This window comes from Rhizobium sp. X9 (assembly GCF_018873185.1).
In the GTDB taxonomy this organism is placed as follows: domain Bacteria; phylum Pseudomonadota; class Alphaproteobacteria; order Rhizobiales; family Rhizobiaceae; genus Agrobacterium; species Agrobacterium oryzihabitans.
Map to the genome: position 1 here is coordinate 2,822,384 of NZ_CP071311.1, position 17,104 is coordinate 2,839,487.

At 57.2% G+C, this 17,104-nt stretch carries 19 protein-coding genes; 14 read left to right on the forward strand and 5 right to left on the reverse strand.

The features are described from left to right. Window positions 1-173: 173 nt before the first annotated feature. Window positions 174-719: a protoporphyrinogen oxidase HemJ gene (gene hemJ / locus JZY08_RS13560; protein ID WP_003492786.1), complete on the reverse strand. Its 546-nt coding sequence runs from the start codon at window positions 717-719 to the stop codon at window positions 174-176. After that, on the reverse strand, window positions 716-1,750 hold the full coding sequence (gene hemE / locus JZY08_RS13565) for a uroporphyrinogen decarboxylase (protein WP_216330430.1): 1,035 nt from the start codon (window positions 1,748-1,750) through the stop codon (window positions 716-718). The genes hemJ and hemE overlap by 4 nt, the downstream gene beginning before the upstream one ends. A 407-nt stretch (window positions 1,751-2,157) precedes the next feature. Here hemE and JZY08_RS13570 point away from each other — a divergent pair, with 407 nt between their 5' ends. The 5 genes from JZY08_RS13570 to dnaQ are packed head-to-tail and all read left to right on the forward strand — an operon-like array spanning window position 2,158 to window position 5,762. After that, window positions 2,158-2,979 (forward strand): pyruvate, water dikinase regulatory protein, encoded by an 822-nt coding sequence (locus tag JZY08_RS13570; protein WP_003492790.1) that lies wholly within the window; start codon window positions 2,158-2,160, stop codon window positions 2,977-2,979. Window positions 2,980-3,010: 31 nt separating this feature from the next. Continuing rightward, complete coding sequence (locus tag JZY08_RS13575) at window positions 3,011-3,610, forward strand: Maf-like protein (protein ID WP_003492792.1); 600 nt, start codon at window positions 3,011-3,013, stop codon at window positions 3,608-3,610. Further along, entirely contained in the window at window positions 3,603-4,463 is an 861-nt protein-coding gene (locus JZY08_RS13580; RefSeq protein ID WP_216330431.1) for a shikimate dehydrogenase, read from the forward strand. Before JZY08_RS13575 ends, JZY08_RS13580 begins: the two co-directional genes overlap by 8 nt. Beyond that, a complete protein-coding gene (gene coaE, locus JZY08_RS13585; protein WP_216330432.1) occupies window positions 4,463-5,071 on the forward strand; it encodes a dephospho-CoA kinase in 609 nt (202 codons plus the stop codon). The genes JZY08_RS13580 and coaE overlap by 1 nt, the downstream gene beginning before the upstream one ends. Then, window positions 5,064-5,762 (forward strand): DNA polymerase III subunit epsilon, encoded by a 699-nt coding sequence (gene dnaQ / locus JZY08_RS13590; protein WP_082183292.1) that lies wholly within the window; start codon window positions 5,064-5,066, stop codon window positions 5,760-5,762. The genes coaE and dnaQ overlap by 8 nt, the downstream gene beginning before the upstream one ends. Before the next feature lie 102 nt (window positions 5,763-5,864). Here the strand turns inward: dnaQ and secB are convergent, their stop codons facing one another. Together secB and JZY08_RS13600 are read right to left on the reverse strand one after the other, a co-directional pair. After that, window positions 5,865-6,347 (reverse strand): protein-export chaperone SecB, encoded by a 483-nt coding sequence (gene secB, locus JZY08_RS13595; RefSeq protein WP_003492802.1) that lies wholly within the window; start codon window positions 6,345-6,347, stop codon window positions 5,865-5,867. Window positions 6,348-6,448: 101 nt separating this feature from the next. Further along, window positions 6,449-6,997, reverse strand: a complete 549-nt coding sequence (locus tag JZY08_RS13600) for an FxsA family protein (RefSeq protein ID WP_216330433.1) — start codon at window positions 6,995-6,997, stop codon at window positions 6,449-6,451. A 141-nt stretch (window positions 6,998-7,138) separates the two neighbouring features. Here JZY08_RS13600 and JZY08_RS13605 point away from each other — a divergent pair, with 141 nt between their 5' ends. The 5 genes from JZY08_RS13605 to gyrB all read left to right on the forward strand — a co-directional run bounded on the left by JZY08_RS13605 (window position 7,139) and on the right by gyrB (window position 12,466). Continuing rightward, entirely contained in the window at window positions 7,139-7,837 is a 699-nt protein-coding gene (locus JZY08_RS13605; RefSeq protein ID WP_216330434.1) for a Tim44/TimA family putative adaptor protein, read from the forward strand. Beyond that, on the forward strand, window positions 7,834-8,943 hold the full coding sequence (locus JZY08_RS13610; protein ID WP_216330435.1) for a murein transglycosylase A: 1,110 nt from the start codon (window positions 7,834-7,836) through the stop codon (window positions 8,941-8,943). Before JZY08_RS13605 ends, JZY08_RS13610 begins: the two co-directional genes overlap by 4 nt. Then, window positions 8,943-9,512 (forward strand): Smr/MutS family protein, encoded by a 570-nt coding sequence (locus tag JZY08_RS13615; protein ID WP_035221977.1) that lies wholly within the window; start codon window positions 8,943-8,945, stop codon window positions 9,510-9,512. Before JZY08_RS13610 ends, JZY08_RS13615 begins: the two co-directional genes overlap by 1 nt. Further along, entirely contained in the window at window positions 9,509-9,874 is a 366-nt protein-coding gene (locus JZY08_RS13620; protein ID WP_216330436.1) for a helix-turn-helix domain-containing protein, read from the forward strand. The genes JZY08_RS13615 and JZY08_RS13620 overlap by 4 nt, the downstream gene beginning before the upstream one ends. A 156-nt stretch (window positions 9,875-10,030) precedes the next feature. Further along, window positions 10,031-12,466: a DNA topoisomerase (ATP-hydrolyzing) subunit B gene (gene gyrB, locus JZY08_RS13625; protein ID WP_216330437.1), complete on the forward strand. Its 2,436-nt coding sequence runs from the start codon at window positions 10,031-10,033 to the stop codon at window positions 12,464-12,466. Window positions 12,467-12,572: 106 nt separating this feature from the next. Here the strand turns inward: gyrB and JZY08_RS13630 are convergent, their stop codons facing one another. Next, complete coding sequence (locus tag JZY08_RS13630; RefSeq protein WP_216330438.1) at window positions 12,573-13,175, reverse strand: nitroreductase family protein; 603 nt, start codon at window positions 13,173-13,175, stop codon at window positions 12,573-12,575. A gap of 128 nt (window positions 13,176-13,303) precedes the next feature. Between JZY08_RS13630 and JZY08_RS13635 the strand changes: the two genes are divergently transcribed. The 4 genes from JZY08_RS13635 to JZY08_RS13650 all read left to right on the forward strand — a co-directional run bounded on the left by JZY08_RS13635 (window position 13,304) and on the right by JZY08_RS13650 (window position 17,103). Beyond that, entirely contained in the window at window positions 13,304-14,146 is an 843-nt protein-coding gene (locus JZY08_RS13635) for a fumarylacetoacetate hydrolase family protein (RefSeq protein WP_003492817.1), read from the forward strand. Between the two features lie 123 nt (window positions 14,147-14,269). After that, window positions 14,270-15,502 (forward strand): polyhydroxyalkanoate depolymerase, encoded by a 1,233-nt coding sequence (locus JZY08_RS13640; RefSeq protein ID WP_216330439.1) that lies wholly within the window; start codon window positions 14,270-14,272, stop codon window positions 15,500-15,502. 68 nt (window positions 15,503-15,570) lie between these two features. Continuing rightward, entirely contained in the window at window positions 15,571-16,338 is a 768-nt protein-coding gene (locus JZY08_RS13645; RefSeq protein WP_216330440.1) for a M48 family metallopeptidase, read from the forward strand. Between the two features lie 102 nt (window positions 16,339-16,440). Next, window positions 16,441-17,103 (forward strand): phosphoribosylanthranilate isomerase, encoded by a 663-nt coding sequence (locus JZY08_RS13650; RefSeq protein ID WP_003492823.1) that lies wholly within the window; start codon window positions 16,441-16,443, stop codon window positions 17,101-17,103. Window position 17,104: the final 1 nt, after the last annotated feature.

Genomic DNA, 17,104 nt, shown 5'->3' on the forward strand with positions numbered 1-17,104 from the left:
GTTTGATAATGTAATTTGGGGGAGGGCGTGTTCGCGAATCAGATGCTGAGGGAGATACCGCAGATGACTGAAAAATTCACATGCCACGAAGATGAGTGAGGGGAAAATAGCGACTGAACACGGCCGCCGCAAGAGGAAAGCACGAATTCCGCGAAATTTATCGTGAGAACCTCTTAACCGAAGGGTTTCACAACCACAAGTACGACTATGAGGATCATCAGCACCGTCGGAACTTCGTTCATCAACCGCCAGTGACGGGCAGGTCTGGTATTTTCATCCCGTGCGAAACGTTTGGCGCTGCGGGTGAAATAGACATGGGTGATGGTCAAAATCACCACCAGCGCGATTTTTGCATGCAGCCAGCCGCCGGAGAAACCGTAAACCGACCAGGCGAGATAAAGCCCCAATACCCAGCTTATCATCATCGCCGGGTTCATGATGACCTTGATCAGCCGCTGTTCCATCACCTTGAAGGTCTCGGACTGCTGTGAGCCAACAGGCGCATCGGTGTGATAGATGAACAGCCGCGGCAGGTAAAAAATCGCCGCCATCCAGGAGATCACCGCGATGATGTGAAGCGCCTTGATCCAGAGATAAAGATCGGCGGGATCGGCGTAAAACAACAGGGCGACAAATGCCGCAAAGACGCCAAGTGCTACGCCCGCCCGAAGGGCGGCTCTGTTTCCCGAACGGGCAGAGGTCTGTTTCTCGTCGCTCATGCCCCGGCTCCATAAGCGCGCACCCGCTGTACCAGCCTTGCGACGTTTTCCGGATCGGCCTGCGGGGTAATGCCATGGCCGAGATTGAAGATCAGCGGACCCTGTCCGAGCGCCTGTAGCACGGCATCGATGCCATCCTGCAACGCCCTGCCACCTGCCACCATCAGCATCGGGTCCAGATTGCCCTGCACAGGGCCTTCCTTTTGCAGATCGCGAGCGAAGCTGAGAGGTACAGACCAGTCGAGCCCGATGGCGTCTGCACCTGTCTTGCGGCGATAATCCTTCAAAAGATAACCGGCCCCCTTGGCGAAAGCGATGATCTTTGCGGATGGACGACGAGCGCGTACCGAAGCGATAATCCGTGCAACGGGCTTTACTGCATATTCCTCGAATTCCTTCTCGCCGAGAACGCCGGCCCAGGAATCGAAAATCTGAACCGCATCGGCGCCGGCATCGATCTGCGCCACCAGATAATCAGCGGAAATATCCGCAAGGAAAGCGAGAAGTTTTTCCATCGCGACCGGCTCCTGGTAGCCGAATAGCCGCGCCGGTGCCTGATCAGGTGTGCCGTGGCCGGCAATCATATAGGTGGCAACCGTCCAGGGCGCGCCGCAGAATCCGAGAAGCGTCGTCTCATCCGGCAAGGCTGTGCGCAGCCGGGAAACGGTTTCGAAAACAGGCGAAAGATGTTTTAGGACATTCGCTGAATCTAGCTTTTCGATACCGCTCACATCGATCGGGTCCATGGCCGGACCCTTTCCTTCGCTGAAAGAGACATTGCGATGAAGCGCGTCCGGTATCACCAGAATATCGGAAAACAGAATGGCTGCATCGAGCCCGAACCGGCGAATGGGCTGAAGGGTCACTTCAGTTGCCAGCTCGGGATTATAACAGAGATCGAGGAAACTGCCGGCGATCTTTCGCGTTTCCCTGTACTCGGGGAGGTAACGCCCTGCTTGCCGCATCAGCCATATGGGCGGAGGTGTGACCGTTTGCCCGTTCAACACCTTTATAACCTTACGCTCGCTCATGCCACCCAACTTCTAAAAAATAAAATCAAAGAGATTTAAAAGATTTTCTATTTCTTAGAGTCGGTGAGTAGCAAGGATTAAAATCTTTCCAGTCGAAATGCCGCAGCCGTGCCTTTTCATCATTCTGTGAGCACAAGGAAATCGTTCTTTCGCAGAATAATGGAGAAATCGAAGATTCAATAAATTATTTCAATAATTTAGAATTTTAGTACCGAAGGCGTTGTCTGTGGATGGCTTGTGGAGAGATTTGAACAAGTTCCAGATTTTCAGACTATTCACAGGCACGCCGAACAACAAAGAAGCCACTTGCGAATTGTGGAAAAAAACCACTTTATCCACGGCGCGGCGCAGCCCGCAGGACAATCCGGAAGTTTGTCCCGGTTTATCAACAGCGGGAGAAAAACAGCGTGGAGAACAAAAAAAGCTTCTTCCATTTGCATCTGATTTCGGACTCAACGGGCGAGACTCTGATGTCGGCCGGCCGCGCGGTTTCTGCGCAGTTCCACGCCTCCATGCCGGTGGAACATGTTTATCCGATGATCAGGAACCAGAAGCAGCTTGCCCAGGTGGTGGACCTTATCGACAAGGAACCGGGCATCGTCCTTTATACCATCGTTGACCAGCAGCTGGCCGAGTTTCTGGATCTACGCTGCCACGCGATCGGGGTGCCCTGCGTCAACGTTCTGGAACCGATCATCGGTATTTTCCAGACCTATCTCGGCGCGCCCTCCAGACGTCGGGTCGGGGCGCAGCATGTCTTGAATGCGGATTATTTCGCGCGGATCGAGGCGCTCAATTTCGCCATGGACCATGATGACGGGCAGATGCCGGAAACCTATGATGAGGCCGATATCGTCATTATCGGGATCAGCCGTACATCAAAAACGCCAACCAGCATCTATCTCGCCAACAGGGGAATAAAGACCGCCAACATTCCGGTCGTTCCCAACGTGCCTCTGCCCGAAAGCCTCTATGCGGCCACAAGGCCACTGATCGTCGGTCTCGTCGCGACATCGGATCGCATATCGCAGGTGCGTGAAAACCGGGAGCTTGGCGTTACCGGCGGATTTGACAGCGGGCGGTACACGGACCGCGCCACCATCATGGAGGAGCTGAAATATGCGCGGGCGCTCTGCGCGCGCAACAATTGGCCACTGATTGACGTCACGCGACGGTCCATTGAGGAAACGGCGGCAGCCATTCTTGCCCTTCGCCCGAGGACACGATAATCCGGATCGCACCATTCGGAGCAGACAGTCGATGAAACAAGAATTGATCCTCGCCTCGTCCAGCGCATCCCGCCAGATGTTGATGCGCAATGCGGGCCTGACATTTTCGGCAATCCCGGCGGATATAAACGAGCGTGCGCTCGATGAAGAGCTGGAGAAAAACGGCGCCGGCCCGGAAGAGGTTGCGCTTGAACTTGCCAGAGCCAAGGCGCTCGCAGTCAGCGCGCTCCATCCTGAAGCGCTCGTTCTTGGATGCGACCAGACAATGGCGCTCGGCACCCGCGTCTATCACAAGCCGAAAACGATGGCGGAAGCCGAGGCGCACCTGCTTTCATTGTCCGGCAGGGTTCATCGCCTGAACAGCGCGGCCGTCCTCGTTCGCGGGGAAGAAATCATATGGCAGACTGTTTCCAGTGCCGATCTTTCCGTGCGGAAACTGAGCGTCGAATTTATCTCGCGTCACCTGCAACGGGTGGGAGAAAAAGCTCTGAGTAGCGTTGGCGCCTATCAGCTCGAGGGCGAGGGAATCCAGCTATTCACTTCGATCGAAGGCGATTATTTCACCATTCTCGGCCTGCCGCTTCTGCCTCTTTTATCGAAACTGCGCGACATGGATGTTATCGATGGCTGATTCACGTGAAACATTAACCATAAATGCCTTTGTTGCCGGTTACCCGATCAAGCATTCCAGGTCGCCGATCATCCACTCCTATTGGCTGAAGAAATTCGGCATTTCCGGTTCCTACAAGGCCGTGGAGGTCGCGCCGGACGACTTCCCGAACTTCATTGCGACAATAAGGGCGCAGGGGCTTGGATCCGCCGTCGGCGGAAACGTCACCATCCCGCACAAGGAAGCCGCCTACAGGCTCGCCGATAGCCCTGACGAGGTCGCTGAAGAACTGGGTGCGGCCAACACCATCTGGATGGAAGAGGGTAGGATTCACGCCACCAACACGGATGGTTATGGTTTTGTCTCCAATCTCGATGAGCGACACCCGGGCTGGGATAAAGCCGATCGGGCGGTGGTGTTTGGGGCTGGTGGCGCAAGCCGGGCGGTGGTTCAGTCCTTGCGGGACCGCGGTATTGGCGAAATCCACATTTTGAACCGTACTGTCGAACGTGCCCAGGAACTGGCCGACCGTTTCGGCGCCCGTGTTTTTTCCCATCCGCAGGGCGCGCTTCATGAGGTCATGCAAGGTGCCGGTCTTTTCGTGAACACCACATCGCTCGGCATGGACGGGACCGAAGCGCCCGAACTCGACTTCTCGCCGCTGGGAGAAAATGCCGTCGTGACGGATATCGTCTATGTGCCCTTGATAACGCCCATCCTGCAGATGGCGCAGGCGCAGGGCATTGCGACCGTGGATGGGCTTGGCATGCTCCTCCATCAGGCGAAACCCGGTTTCAAGAAGTGGTTCGGTCAAATGCCGGAGGTCGACGAAACCCTTCGTTCCATCATCATCGCGGATATGGAAAAACATTGATGATTGTCATCGGTCTTACCGGCTCGATCGGAATGGGAAAAACAACGACGGCAAAGCTGTTTGCTGAAGAAGGCGTCCCGGTTCTCGATTCCGATGAGGTCGTGCACGCGCTTTATCGGGCAGAAGCTGTTGGCTTGATCGAAACCGCTTTCCCCGGTACGACCGTTTCCGGTGCGGTGGATCGCCAGAAGCTCGGCGAAGTTCTGCGGGAGAATCCGGCTAATTTTGGCAAGCTCGAAGCGATTGTTCACCCGCTTGTCCGGCAGAAACAGGAGGCCTTTCTCGCAAAGGCTAGGGAAGAAGCTCGGCAATTCGCCCTTCTGGATATTCCCCTTCTGTTCGAAACCGGGGCTGAAGAGCGTGTCGATAAAATAGTGGTCGTCAGTTGTGCGCCGGAAATACAGCGCCAGCGAGTTTTATCGCGGCCGGGCATGACGGAACAGAAGTTCGAAATGATCCTTGCCCGGCAGATGCCCGATGCTGAAAAGCGAAAGCGCGCCGATTTCGTCATTGATACCGGAAATGGTGTCGAAGCGGCGCGGGATCAGGTAAGAGGGATTTTGCAAAGATTGGCCGCCGGTTCAGGCCACGGAGAAAACAATGCGTGAGATCATTTTCGATACGGAAACCACGGGCCTTGAATCGAAACTGGACCGTGTTATCGAAATCGGCGGGATTGAGCTGATCAACCATTTTCCAACCGGAAAAACACTGCATCTCTATATCAGCCCGGAAGACCGCAAGGTTCACCCCGATGCGCTTGCGGTTCACGGCATTACCGACGACTTCCTGAAAGACAAACCGAAATTCGCCGATGTCGTCGACGAGATCCGTGATTTCTTCGAGGGCGCGCGCTGGGTGGCGCATAATGCGACCTTCGATATGGGCTTCATCAATGCGGAATTCGCCCGTCTTGGAATTGAACCTGTCGCACCCGATCTGGTGACGGATACGCTTTCGCTCGCCCGCCGCAAGCACCCGATGGGACCGAATTCTCTCGATGCGCTTTGCCGGCGTTACGGCATCGACAATTCCCACCGCACCAAGCACGGCGCGCTTCTCGACTCCGAACTTCTGGCCGAAGTCTACATCGAGATGATCGGCGGGCGCCAGACGGCGCTCGGTTTCGGTTCCTCCGCCAAGCAGGAAACCATCGTCATCGAGGATGATGTGCCGCTTGAGCCACTGCAACGGCCGAGCCCCTTGCCCTCGAGACTGGATGCGGAGACGCTCGCGGCTCATGGCAAACTTGTTCTCGGCATGGGCGACAAGGCGATCTGGAACCGCTACCAGAATTGACGCCTGCCTGGACGCTGACACGGCAAATGTGGTCAAAGAAAAACCCGGGCGAATAACCCGGGTTTTGTTTTCTCAGAGATTCTGAAACGCGATATGCGCCGTTCAGTTCGGTACGGCCTGAACCTTGGCTCTCGCCTGTTCTTCGGCAACGCGCTGAGCGAACATCTGCGCGAAATCGATCGGGTCGATCATCAGCGGCGGGAAGCCGCCGTTGCGGGTAACGTCCGCGATGATCTGGCGTGCGAAGGGGAATAGAAGCCGAGGGCATTCGATGAACAGCACCGGCAGCATATGTTCCTGCGGGAAACCGGCAATGCGGAACACGCCGCCATAAACCAGCTCGGCTGCGAACAGAACCTTGTCGCCATCCTTGGCTTCCGCATTCAGCGCCAGAACAACGTCGAAATCCGAACCGGAGATCGGGTTTGCATTGACATTGACGTTGATGTTGATCGACGGCGCATTTTCACGTGCCTGGAGCGAACGAGGAGCGCCCGGATTTTCGAAGGAAAGATCCTTGATGTACTGGGTAAGAATGTTGAGGGAAGGACTTACTGCGTCCTGTGCACCATTTTCAGCGGTCATTACGTTTCCTCGCGGCGTGAATTCGTGGAAGGCGGTCTATCATTTCGACCCGAGCCTTACAACCCTTCGTGAGCCGGCCCTGGGTCTGTTCCAACGCGCCTTCAGGGTTTGGGCAGGTCGCGATCATCCGGCTTGCGGGACCAGGGAGAATCCGTTGGTCCTTCGCGGTGAAACTCTTCCTCGTCGAGGTCTACAACCTTGGAATTCCCGCTTTTTCCCTGATCATTGCGGAACCCGGAAAAATCGCCGGGCTGCGGACCGGACTGGCTGCCAGACCGGCGAAACGAGCCCGCAACAACGACGCGTGGTCCGAAGGCTTTCCAGAAAAAGCGCCGAACCGTTTTCGACAACAGCAGAAGGCCGAGGATGTCGGTAATGAAACCGGGAATGAAAAGCAGGATTCCGGCGACAACCCGCATGGCGCCATTGACCAGCTCATCCGCTGGCTGGGCACCGGTGCGTCCGGCTGCCTGGAGGTTTCTCACCATGCCGATGCCGCCGAGGCGCAGGATCAGGAGCCCGAGAAAAGACGTGAACAGGACGAGCGCCAATGTCAGCCACAAACCGATCGCTTTGCCGACAATGATGAAGCCGGCAATTTCGAGGATGGGCATCATCAGGATGACGATGGGGAGAAAGGAAAAACGCATCTTCTAGCCTTGCGTGTGCATCTCTGGCAGATTGCCGGTTTGCGAGAACACCGATGATTGAATCTGCACATTTGAATGATGGTAAGATGCAGACTATATGATGGTGTGGTTTTCGATTTTAAATGGCGGTTTTGGTAAAAGATGGGCTTTAGCGACTTTATCACATTGTTTTTTCTCGTTGCGGCGGTGCTGATCTTCTTTCAGCTGCGTAGCGTTCTCGGCCGCCGAACGGGCAATGAGAAGCCGCCATTCGATCCCTACAGCCCGCGCGATGTCGCGAAAGGTCCCGTCACGGACGATAACAAGGTCGTGACACTGCCGAAACGCGGCGAGGCTGAGGATGAAAACCGCTTTGCCGAGGCGGATGCGCTTGCGCCCGTGGACTCCGCATTAAATGCTTCCCTCAGGGACGTGATGACCAAGGACCCGACGTTCCGCCCGAAGGAATTCCTCAACGGCGCGCGCATGGCCTATGAAATGATTGTCATGGGTTTTGCCGACGGCGACCGCAAGACACTCAAGAACCTTCTGTCGAAGGAGGTTTTTGACGGTTTCGATGCAGCCATTTCCGAGCGCGAAAGTCGCGGCGAGGTCGTGAAGTCCACCTTCGTCGGCATCGAAAAAGCCGATATCACCCAGGCGGCCGTTCGAGACTCGGAAGTGCAGGTCACGCTGAGGCTGGTCAGCCAGCTGATTTCTGCCACCTATGACAAGGACGGCAAGCTGGTGGATGGTGATCCGGATGCGGTCGCAGAGGTCGATGATATCTGGACCTTCTCGCGCGACATTCGTTCGCGCGATCCGAACTGGAAGCTGATAGCTACCGAATCCGAGCAATGAACACGCCCTTTTCAATCGATGAAGTGTCTTTCCGCGATCTGCCTGGGTGGCGGGAAGACAATCCCAGCAAGCTTTTTGCAGCGATGGGAACGATCCTGTCGCATCTGCGGAATGCGAAACCCTACAGGACCGGCGCGCTGGGCGTCACCGCCGCTGAACTGGTTTTGCTTCTGGAAGCCGCCGACGGCAACGAAGCGGATAGCCCGGAACAGGCGCGCCGCTTTTTCGAAACCAATTGCGTACCCTTCAAGATTTCTCCGTCCCAGGGAAAGAGCGGTTTCGTCACCGCCTTTTACGAACCGGAACTGGAAGTGTCTTCCACCCCGGACGAGATCTGGCGTTATCCGATCTATCGCAGGCCGCCGGAGCTGGTGGATATCGACGACGACAATCGTCCCTCGGGTTTCGATCCGACCTATGCTTTCGGCAGACAAGGCAAGGACGGAATTTCCTATTTTCCGGACCGTCGCGCCATCGATGAAGGATATCTGCAGGGCAGGGGTCTTGAGATCGCCTGGGCGAAATCGAAAGTCGATCTGTTTTTCGTCCACGTTCAGGGTGCTGCCCGTCTCCTGTTTCGCAATGGTGAGGTGAAACGCATTACCTATGCGGCAAAAGCCGGGCATCCGTTTTCGCCAATCGGCCGCTTGCTTCTGGATCGCGGCGAACTCGATCCAAAAACCGTCTCGATGCAGACGATCCGAAAATGGCTCGCCGATCATCCCGACGACGTGGATGGCGTGCTCTGGCATAACCGCTCCTATATTTTTTTCCTGGAAGCGGATGTCGCCAAAGACGATATGGGACCGATTGCCGCCGCCAAGGTGCCGCTGATCGCTGGCCGGGCGCTTGCGGTCGATAGGCTCATTCACACATTCGGTTTGCCCTTTTTCATCCATGCGCCGTCATTGACCCATCTGGATGATGGAAAACCATTCGCCCGGCTGATGCTGGCGCTCGATACGGGGTCGGCCATCGTCGGCCCGGCGCGCGGTGATATTTTCACCGGCTCCGGTTTCGAAGCCGGCGAACTTGCCGGTACGGTGCGCAACGACGCCGATTTTTATATACTGTTGCCGCATGCTGCTGCGGAAAGGTATCGGTGATGAAGGGCAGTCGAAAGCTTGGCAAGGAAGAACGCATCCTGTGGGGTAAGGTCGCACGAACAGCGCGGCCGATCCCAGGCAGGCTGGAGGATTTGCTGGCTTTCGACGATGTAGAGGAAACCCCGGCCGAGCCGGTGGTTCCGCAAACCGGCAAGGGTCTCTTTCCGCGCATGCTCGCGGAGCCGGCGGAGGTGCCGCCCGCTTCGCCGGACAAGAAACCCCGAATTCATCAGCCGCTGGAAAAACCGGTCAAGCGTAAGCTCACCCGCGGCAGGCTGCCGCTGGAAGGGCGGATCGATCTGCACGGCATGTTCCAGAGCGAGGCCCATGCAGTTCTGCTTGATTTTCTGCTGCGCGCACATGAGCGTGGTCTTCGGCATGTGCTGGTCATTACCGGCAAGGGGCGCTCGATCGGCAGCGACGGCGCGCTGAAGAGGGCGGTGCCCATGTGGTTCTCCAAACCGGAATATCGCCATTTGATTTCCTCGTACGAGGATGCATCTGCCAATCATGGCGGCGACGGCGCGCTCTATGTGCGGCTGGCACGCCGCAGGGGTGAAAAATCATGACACCCTTTGCGGAGGCCGTGCGACAGCTTCGCGAACGCAAGGGCGTAACGCAGAAGGAAATGGCAGCAGCCATCGGCGTATCGCCAGCCTATCTTTCGGCGCTGGAGCACGGTAAACGTGGCAAGCCGAGCTTTGATCTCCTTCAGCGCATTGCCGGATATTTCAATATTATCTGGGATGAGGCGGAGGAATTGTTCTTTCTCGCCGGCTCGTCCGACCCGAAGGTGGTGATCGACACCATCGGTCTGCCACCACTATATACGGCTTTCGCCAATCGTCTGGCGCGGGATATTCGCAAGCTGCCACCGAGTATGATAGAGGAACTGTCAGCGGTGCTGCAAAAAAGCCGTTCTTGCGATTGAAACCCCTCTATCCCCTGCTTTATGCAGCATCCGGAAGCATGCGGCCTTTGGGATTGGGTGTAGAATTTCTATAGTCGCATGTCGGATTTGAGTGATTCGCTGGCTTCAGGCCTTCTCACTGAAAACTTGGCCAGGAAAACTTTGGAAAGAGTACTTATGACCGAAACATCGTCAAGCGAAGTCGGCGCGAACACGGAATACGGAGCCGATTCGATCAAGGTCCTCAAGGGTCTTGATGCTGTGCGCAAACGGCCCGGCATGTATATCGGCGATACCGATGACGGTTCCGGCCTGCATCACATGGTCTACGAAGTGGTCGACAACGCCATCGACGAGGCGCTCGCGGGCCATGCCGATCTGGTGACGGTGACGCTGAATGCCGATGGATCGGTGACGGTGACGGATAATGGACGCGGCATTCCGACCGACATCCATTCTTCCGAAGGTGTTTCCGCAGCCGAAGTCATCATGACCCAGCTGCATGCAGGCGGAAAATTCGACCAGAACTCCTACAAGGTTTCCGGCGGTCTGCACGGTGTGGGCGTTTCGGTAGTGAATGCGCTTTCCGTCTGGCTGAAGCTCAGAATCCGCCGCAATGGCAAGCTGCACGAAATCGGCTTCACCCACGGTGTCGCCGATGCGCCGCTCTCGGTCATTGGCGAATATGAAGGCCGCTCGGGAACGGAGGTCACCTTCCTCGCGAGCCCGCAGACCTTCACCATGACGGACTATGATTACGGCACGCTGGAGCATCGTCTACGCGAACTGGCGTTCCTGAATTCCGGCGTGCGTATCCTGCTCACCGACAAGCGCCATTCCGATATCAAGCAGGAAGAGCTGCTGTATGACGGCGGGCTTGAAGCCTTCGTCCGTTATCTGGACCGCGCCAAGAAGCCGCTGGTGGACAAGCCGGTCGCCATCCGTGGCGAAAAGGACGGCATCACGGTCGAGGTCGCGCTGTGGTGGAACGACAGCTACCATGAAAACGTGCTCTGCTTTACCAACAACATTCCCCAGCGCGACGGCGGCACCCATATGGCCGGTTTCCGTGCGGCGCTCACACGCCAGGTAACATCCTACGCCGAAACATCAGGCATCCTGAAAAAGGAAAAGGTGAGCCTGCAGGGTGAGGACTGCCGTGAAGGTCTGACGGCCATTCTCTCCGTCAAGGTTCCCGATCCCAAGTTTTCGTCGCAGACGAAGGACAAGCTCGTTTCGTCCGAAGTGCGCCCGGTCGTGGAAAGCCTCGTCAACGAGGCCCTGTCTACCTGGCTGGAAGAACATCCTTCCGATGCAAGGATCCTTGTCGGCAAGGTCGTGGAAGCGGCCGTCGCCCGCGAAGCCGCCCGCAAGGCGCGTGAACTGACGCGCCGCAAGGGTGCGCTCGATATCGCCTCTCTGCCCGGCAAGCTAGCCGACTGCTCCGAGCGCGATCCGGCGAAATCCGAACTCTTCCTCGTCGAGGGCGACTCCGCCGGCGGTTCGGCCAAGCAGGGCCGCTCGCGCGAAACCCAGGCCATCCTGCCGCTGCGCGGTAAGATCCTGAATGTCGAGCGCGCCCGTTTTGACAAGATGCTGTCCAGCCAGGAAATCGGCACGCTGATCACCGCGCTTGGCACGTCGATCGGCAAGGACGAATTCAACGCCGACAAGCTGCGTTACCACAAGATCATCATCATGACGGATGCTGACGTCGACGGCGCCCATATCCGAACCCTGCTTTTGACCTTCTTCTTCCGCCAGATGCCGGAACTGATCGAGCGCGGCCATCTCTATATCGCCCAGCCGCCGCTTTATAAGGTGACGCGCGGAAAGTCCGTGCAGTACCTCAAGGATGAGAAGGCGCTGGAAGAATACCTCATTTCCATGGGTCTTGAGGAAGCATCGCTGACCCTCGGCACCGGTGAGGTTCGCGTTGGCGCCGATCTTCGCGAAGTTATTCTCGATGCGCTGCGCATGCGCTCGCTGATCGATGGTCTGCACTCCCGCTACAGCCGTTCGATTGTGGAACAGGCCGCCATTGCCGGTGCGCTCAACCCTGAGCTTTCAGCCAATGCGGCGCGTGCCGAGGAAACGGTTGCCGAAGTTGCCCGCCGTCTCGACATGATTGCGGAAGAAACCGAACGTGGCTGGACGGGTACGGTGCTGGATGATGGCGGACTGCGCTTCGAGCGCATGGTGCGCGGCGTCAAGGAAGTTTCGACGCTGGATATGGGTCTCATCGGTTCGGCCGATGCCCGCCATATCGATCAACTCGCAGCCCGCACGCGCGACATCTACGTGACGCCGCCGGTTCTGCAACGCAAGGACGGCACCATGGAGCTGCCAGGTCCGCGTGCGCTTCTGGATGCGATTTTCGCCGCCGGCCGCAAGGGTCTTTCCATGCAGCGTTACAAGGGCCTCGGCGAAATGAATGCCGAACAGCTTTGGGAAACGACGCTTGACGCCAATGTCCGTTCGCTTCTGCAGGTCAAGGTCAACGATGCGACCGATGCCGACGGCCTGTTTGCCCGCCTGATGGGTGACGAGGTGGAGCCGCGCCGTGACTTCATCCAGGAAAACGCCTTGAGCGTTGCCAACCTCGACATTTAATTCTGTGGGACGTTTCGCGTAACGATTCACGTGAAACGAAACTTTAACAAAAGGCCCGGCGGTCGTTTTCCGCCGGGCCTTTTTTGTTGATATTGACGCTCGAATATCAATCGGCCTTGCCGGTGAAACGCCCCTTGAAAGCGACGTCCGAAAGGGGGAGGCGTTTGCTCGGCACTTCCCGTTCCGCCAGATCGTCGGGGAGCACAGCCTTGTCGGTCAATGTGCCGATGGCAACCGCCGCCTCCACTTTATAGCCTTCTGGAACATCAAGCTTTTCCACGATCTGGTCTTTCAATATGCCGGCCATGCCATGGGCGTGGTAACCGAGCAGATGGGCCTGCATGGCGAGCGAAAACCATGCCGCACCGGCATCGAAGGAATGGGTCGCTGAAGGTTTTTTCTCGCCTTCTCGCGAAATATTGTGGTCGCGGGAAATGACGAAGAGCAGCACGGAGGCATTTTTTGCCCAGCGCTGGTTCCCCTCCATCAGAAGTTCCACGAAGAGCGGCCAGTCCTCGCTATCCTTGTGTGCATAGACAAATCGCCATGGCTGATGATTGGATGCCGAGGGTGCCCAATGCGCCGCATCGAGAATGGTCAGCAGATGCTCTTGCGGCATGGCATTGCCATCGAAGGCGCGCGGAGACCAGCGATCGAGGAAAAGGGGATCGACGGGATATTCTGATTGCCGGGAATTACTGTTCGTCACGGGCCATGTCCTTTTGATTGCCGGGAGGGAAAAGGTATTTTTCGAAAGTCGGAGCAGTCAAGGGGTGACAAGTATGAATGCATCGTTCATATATGCATCACCTTGTCAGACAACCGGGAGAGAGTTCCATGAAATTGATGCGCGTTGGCCAACCCGGCCAGGAAAAGCCTGCGATCCTCGACGCGGAAGGAAAAGTCCGCGATCTGTCCGCCCATGTGAAAGATATAGGCGGTGATGCCATCTCTCCAGAGGGCCTCAAGAAGATTGCTGCCATCGATCTTGGCACTCTTCCGGTCCTCAACGAAGAGCGCATCGGCGCCTGCGTTGCCGGAACGGGGAAATTCATCTGCATCGGCCTCAACTTCTCCGACCATGCTGCTGAAACGGGTGCAACCGTACCGCCGGAACCGGTCATTTTCATGAAGGCGACCTCGGCGATCGTCGGTCCGAACGATGACGTCGTCATTCCGCGCGGCTCCGAAAAGACCGACTGGGAAGTCGAGCTTGGCGTGGTCATCGGCAAGACCGCCAAATACGTCTCGGAAGCCGATGCTCTCGATTACGTCGCCGGTTATTGCGTGTCGCATGATGTTTCCGAACGTGCCTTCCAGACGGAGCGTGCCGGGCAGTGGACCAAGGGTAAGTCCTGCGACACTTTCGGTCCGATCGGCCCCTGGCTTGTCACGAAGGACGAAATCACTGATCCGCAGAACCTCGGCATGTGGCTGAAGGTGAACGGTCAGACGATGCAGGATGGTTCCAGCAAGACCATGGTCTACGGCGTCGCTCATGTCGTTTCCTATCTCAGCCAGTTCATGTCGCTGCATCCCGGTGACGTCATCTCCACCGGCACGCCTCCCGGCGTCGGCATGGGCCAGAAGCCACCGCGTTATCTCAAGACCGGTGATGTCGTGGAACTCGGCATTGAAGGCCTCGGTTCCCAGAAGCAGACTTTCGTCGCCGACATCTGATCGCAAAGGCGTTCAACGGAAAGTGAGGCGCTGGCGGGAAACCGCCGGCGCCTTCGATTTTGTGCACCTGCGAAAAGCTGCTATGGTTGAAAAAAGAGCGTGATCGCGAGGGAGGCGTCATCAGTGTTCTACCACCTCTATGAAATGAACCATGCGGCCATGGCGCCGCTGCGCGCCGGTGCCGACATGATGCGCCAGGCCTGCAACAATCCGCTCAATCCGCTCTCCAGCACGGCTTTCGGAAGAAGCCTCGATGCCGGTTTTGAGGTCTTCGAGCGCATGACGCGCCGTTACGCAAAACCGGAATTCGCTCTCCGAAATACGATCATCGATGGCCAGACCGTCAATGTTGTCGAACAGATCGTCTGGTCGCGTCCGTTCTGCAATCTGCTTCATTTCAAGAAGGAACTTGATCCAGCCCGCCAGCCCGATCCGAAGGTGCTGCTGGTGGCGCCGATGTCCGGCCACTATGCCACCCTGTTACGGGGGACGGTGGAGGCCCTTCTGCCTTCGGCGGATATCTACATCACCGATTGGGCCGATGCCCGCACGGTGCTGGTGAGCGAGGGCACCTTCGATCTCGACGATTACATCAGCTATGTCATCGAGATGCTGCGCGTGATCGGGCCGGGGGCGCATGTGGTTGCCGTCTGTCAGCCGTCCGTGCCGGTGCTGGCCGCCGTCTCGTTAATGGAGGCGGATGGGGATAAATTCGCGCCGGCATCCATGACGCTGATGGGCGGTCCGATCGACACCCGCATCAATCCCACAGCCGTCAATGATCTTGCCAAGGCGAAACCCATTGAATGGTTCCGCGACAATGTCGTCATGCAGGTGCCGTGGCCGCAGCCCGCTTTTGGCCGCAATGTCTATCCTGGCTTCCTGCAACTCTCCGGCTTCATGTCCATGAACCTCGACAAGCACATGACAGCGCATAAGGATTTTTACCTCAACCTCGTCAAGAATGATGGCGATTCCGCTGAAAAGCACCGCGAATTCTACGATGAATATCTGGCCGTCATGGATCTGACGGCGGAGTTCTATCTGCAGACGGTGGAAACGGTTTTTATCGACCATGCGCTTCCGAAGGGGAACATGCTGCACCGGGGCAGGGCGGTCGATCCCGCCGCCATTCGCAAAGTCGCATTGTTTACGGTGGAAGGTGAGAACGACGATATTTCCGGCGTTGGCCAGACAAAGGCGGCCCATGATCTCTGCCGGAACATCCCTGAAGACAAACGCGCCCATTACATGCAGCCGGATGTCGGGCACTACGGCGTCTTCAACGGTTCGCGCTTCCGCAAGGAAATCGTGCCGCGCATGCTGGATTTTATCCGTAAACACCAGACAGCTTAAGGGCAGACGGCGGGCCATGCCGCGCATTTGCATGGCCAACCGACGGACGAATCGGTTATGAAGAGTTCATGTTTTCGCTCCTCAGAAAATCCCTGAAATCACCGGCCCCAAAGAAGGCGCTGCCCAGCCAGCGCACCGTTGCGGTGGCGGGCAGGCAGGTGCCGATTACGGTCAGGGAAAATCCGCGCGCCACGCGCATTACGCTGCGCATCGAACCGGGCGGCAGGGCGCTGAAACTGACGATCCCGATGGGCCTGCATCACCGCCAGGTGGATGACTTTCTCGAGAGGCATCAGGGCTGGCTGGAAGGCAAGCTTGTGAAATTCAGCCCAGACGACGGTTTGCGTCCGGGTGCGACCATCGATATTCGCGGCATAGCCCACCGCATTGACCATACTGGCAGCCTGCGAGGGCTGACACATGTCACGAAAGACGCCGATGGGGTGGCGGTTCTGAAGGTCAGCGGCACGCCGGAACATCTGAGACGACGGATAGCGACATTCCTCAAAAAGGAAGCGAAAGCGGATCTGGAACGGCTTGTGGCTGTTCATGCACGCACCGCCGGCCGGCCGGTGCGCTCCATCAGCATGAAGGATACCCGCAGCCGCTGGGGCTCCTGTTCCCATGATGGAAATTTGAGCTTCTCATGGCGTATCGTCATGGCCCCCGAAAAGGTCATCGACTATCTCGCCGCCCACGAGGTTGCACATCTGAGCGAAATGAACCACGGCCCGAAATTCTGGGCATTATGCGAAAAGCTCTGCCCGTACACGGAAGAAGCCAAGAGCTGGCTGAAACGCCATGGCTCCAAACTCCACGCCATCGATTTCGATTGAAAGTGGAGGCGTGGATCGCCATCTGGATTCACGTGAAACATTCCAGAGAAAACGGATGCGATTTGGCTCGACTCTTGTCGCATTTCATGTCAGGTCGCGGGTATGAAACCGGATATCAAGATTTGCGGATTGAAGACACCGGAAGCGCTCGAGCGCGCCGTCAGGCGTGGTGCGTCCCATGTCGGTTTTATTTTCTTTGAAAAAAGCCCGCGCAACATCGAGCCCGATATTGCCGGCAGGCTGGCGGAAGGTGCCCGTGGCGCCGCCAAGGTGGTTGCCGTCACCGTCAATGCCGACAATGATTATCTCGATGAAATCGTCGATCTCGTCAAGCCGGACATCCTGCAGCTGCATGGCAATGAAAGCCCGGAGCGGCTGCTGAATATCAAGGCGCTGTATGGCCTGCCTGTCATGAAGGCGATTTCCATTCGCGATGCCGCTGATCTTGCCAAAATCGACCCTTATATTGGAATAGCCGACCGTTTTCTGCTGGATGCCAAGGCGCCCGCCGGTTCCGAACTTCCGGGCGGCAACGGCGTCTCCTTCGACTGGACCATCCTGCGATCACTTGACGGAAGTGTGGATTACATGCTTTCCGGGGGATTGAACAAGGACAATGTCGCTGAGGCGCTGGCGGAGACCAGGGCAAGCGGACTAGATTTATCGTCCGGTGTGGAAAGCGCGCCGGGCGTCAAGGATCTGTCCATGATCGACGCATTTTTCGATGTGGTGAATGATTGGTCGAAAGGCCCAAAGGGAGCTTGAA

Coding starts and splice junctions, on each gene's coding strand:
- JZY08_RS13580 (WP_216330431.1), top strand. CDS start 3,603: ATGGCTGATTCACGTGAAACATTAACCATAAATGCCTTTGTTGCCGGT.
- JZY08_RS13645 (WP_216330440.1), top strand. CDS start 15,571: ATGTTTTCGCTCCTCAGAAAATCCCTGAAATCACCGGCCCCAAAGAAG.
- JZY08_RS13615 (WP_035221977.1), top strand. CDS start 8,943: ATGAAGGGCAGTCGAAAGCTTGGCAAGGAAGAACGCATCCTGTGGGGT.
- JZY08_RS13575 (WP_003492792.1), top strand. CDS start 3,011: ATGAAACAAGAATTGATCCTCGCCTCGTCCAGCGCATCCCGCCAGATG.
- JZY08_RS13605 (WP_216330434.1), top strand. CDS start 7,139: ATGGGCTTTAGCGACTTTATCACATTGTTTTTTCTCGTTGCGGCGGTG.
- JZY08_RS13610 (WP_216330435.1), top strand. CDS start 7,834: ATGAACACGCCCTTTTCAATCGATGAAGTGTCTTTCCGCGATCTGCCT.
- coaE (WP_216330432.1), top strand. CDS start 4,463: ATGATTGTCATCGGTCTTACCGGCTCGATCGGAATGGGAAAAACAACG.
- hemJ (WP_003492786.1), bottom strand. CDS start 719: ATGAGCGACGAGAAACAGACCTCTGCCCGTTCGGGAAACAGAGCCGCC.
- JZY08_RS13635 (WP_003492817.1), top strand. CDS start 13,304: ATGAAATTGATGCGCGTTGGCCAACCCGGCCAGGAAAAGCCTGCGATC.
- hemE (WP_216330430.1), bottom strand. CDS start 1,750: ATGAGCGAGCGTAAGGTTATAAAGGTGTTGAACGGGCAAACGGTCACA.
- JZY08_RS13620 (WP_216330436.1), top strand. CDS start 9,509: ATGACACCCTTTGCGGAGGCCGTGCGACAGCTTCGCGAACGCAAGGGC.
- secB (WP_003492802.1), bottom strand. CDS start 6,347: ATGACCGCTGAAAATGGTGCACAGGACGCAGTAAGTCCTTCCCTCAAC.
- gyrB (WP_216330437.1), top strand. CDS start 10,031: ATGACCGAAACATCGTCAAGCGAAGTCGGCGCGAACACGGAATACGGA.
- JZY08_RS13600 (WP_216330433.1), bottom strand. CDS start 6,997: ATGCGTTTTTCCTTTCTCCCCATCGTCATCCTGATGATGCCCATCCTC.
- dnaQ (WP_082183292.1), top strand. CDS start 5,064: ATGCGTGAGATCATTTTCGATACGGAAACCACGGGCCTTGAATCGAAA.
- JZY08_RS13650 (WP_003492823.1), top strand. CDS start 16,441: ATGAAACCGGATATCAAGATTTGCGGATTGAAGACACCGGAAGCGCTC.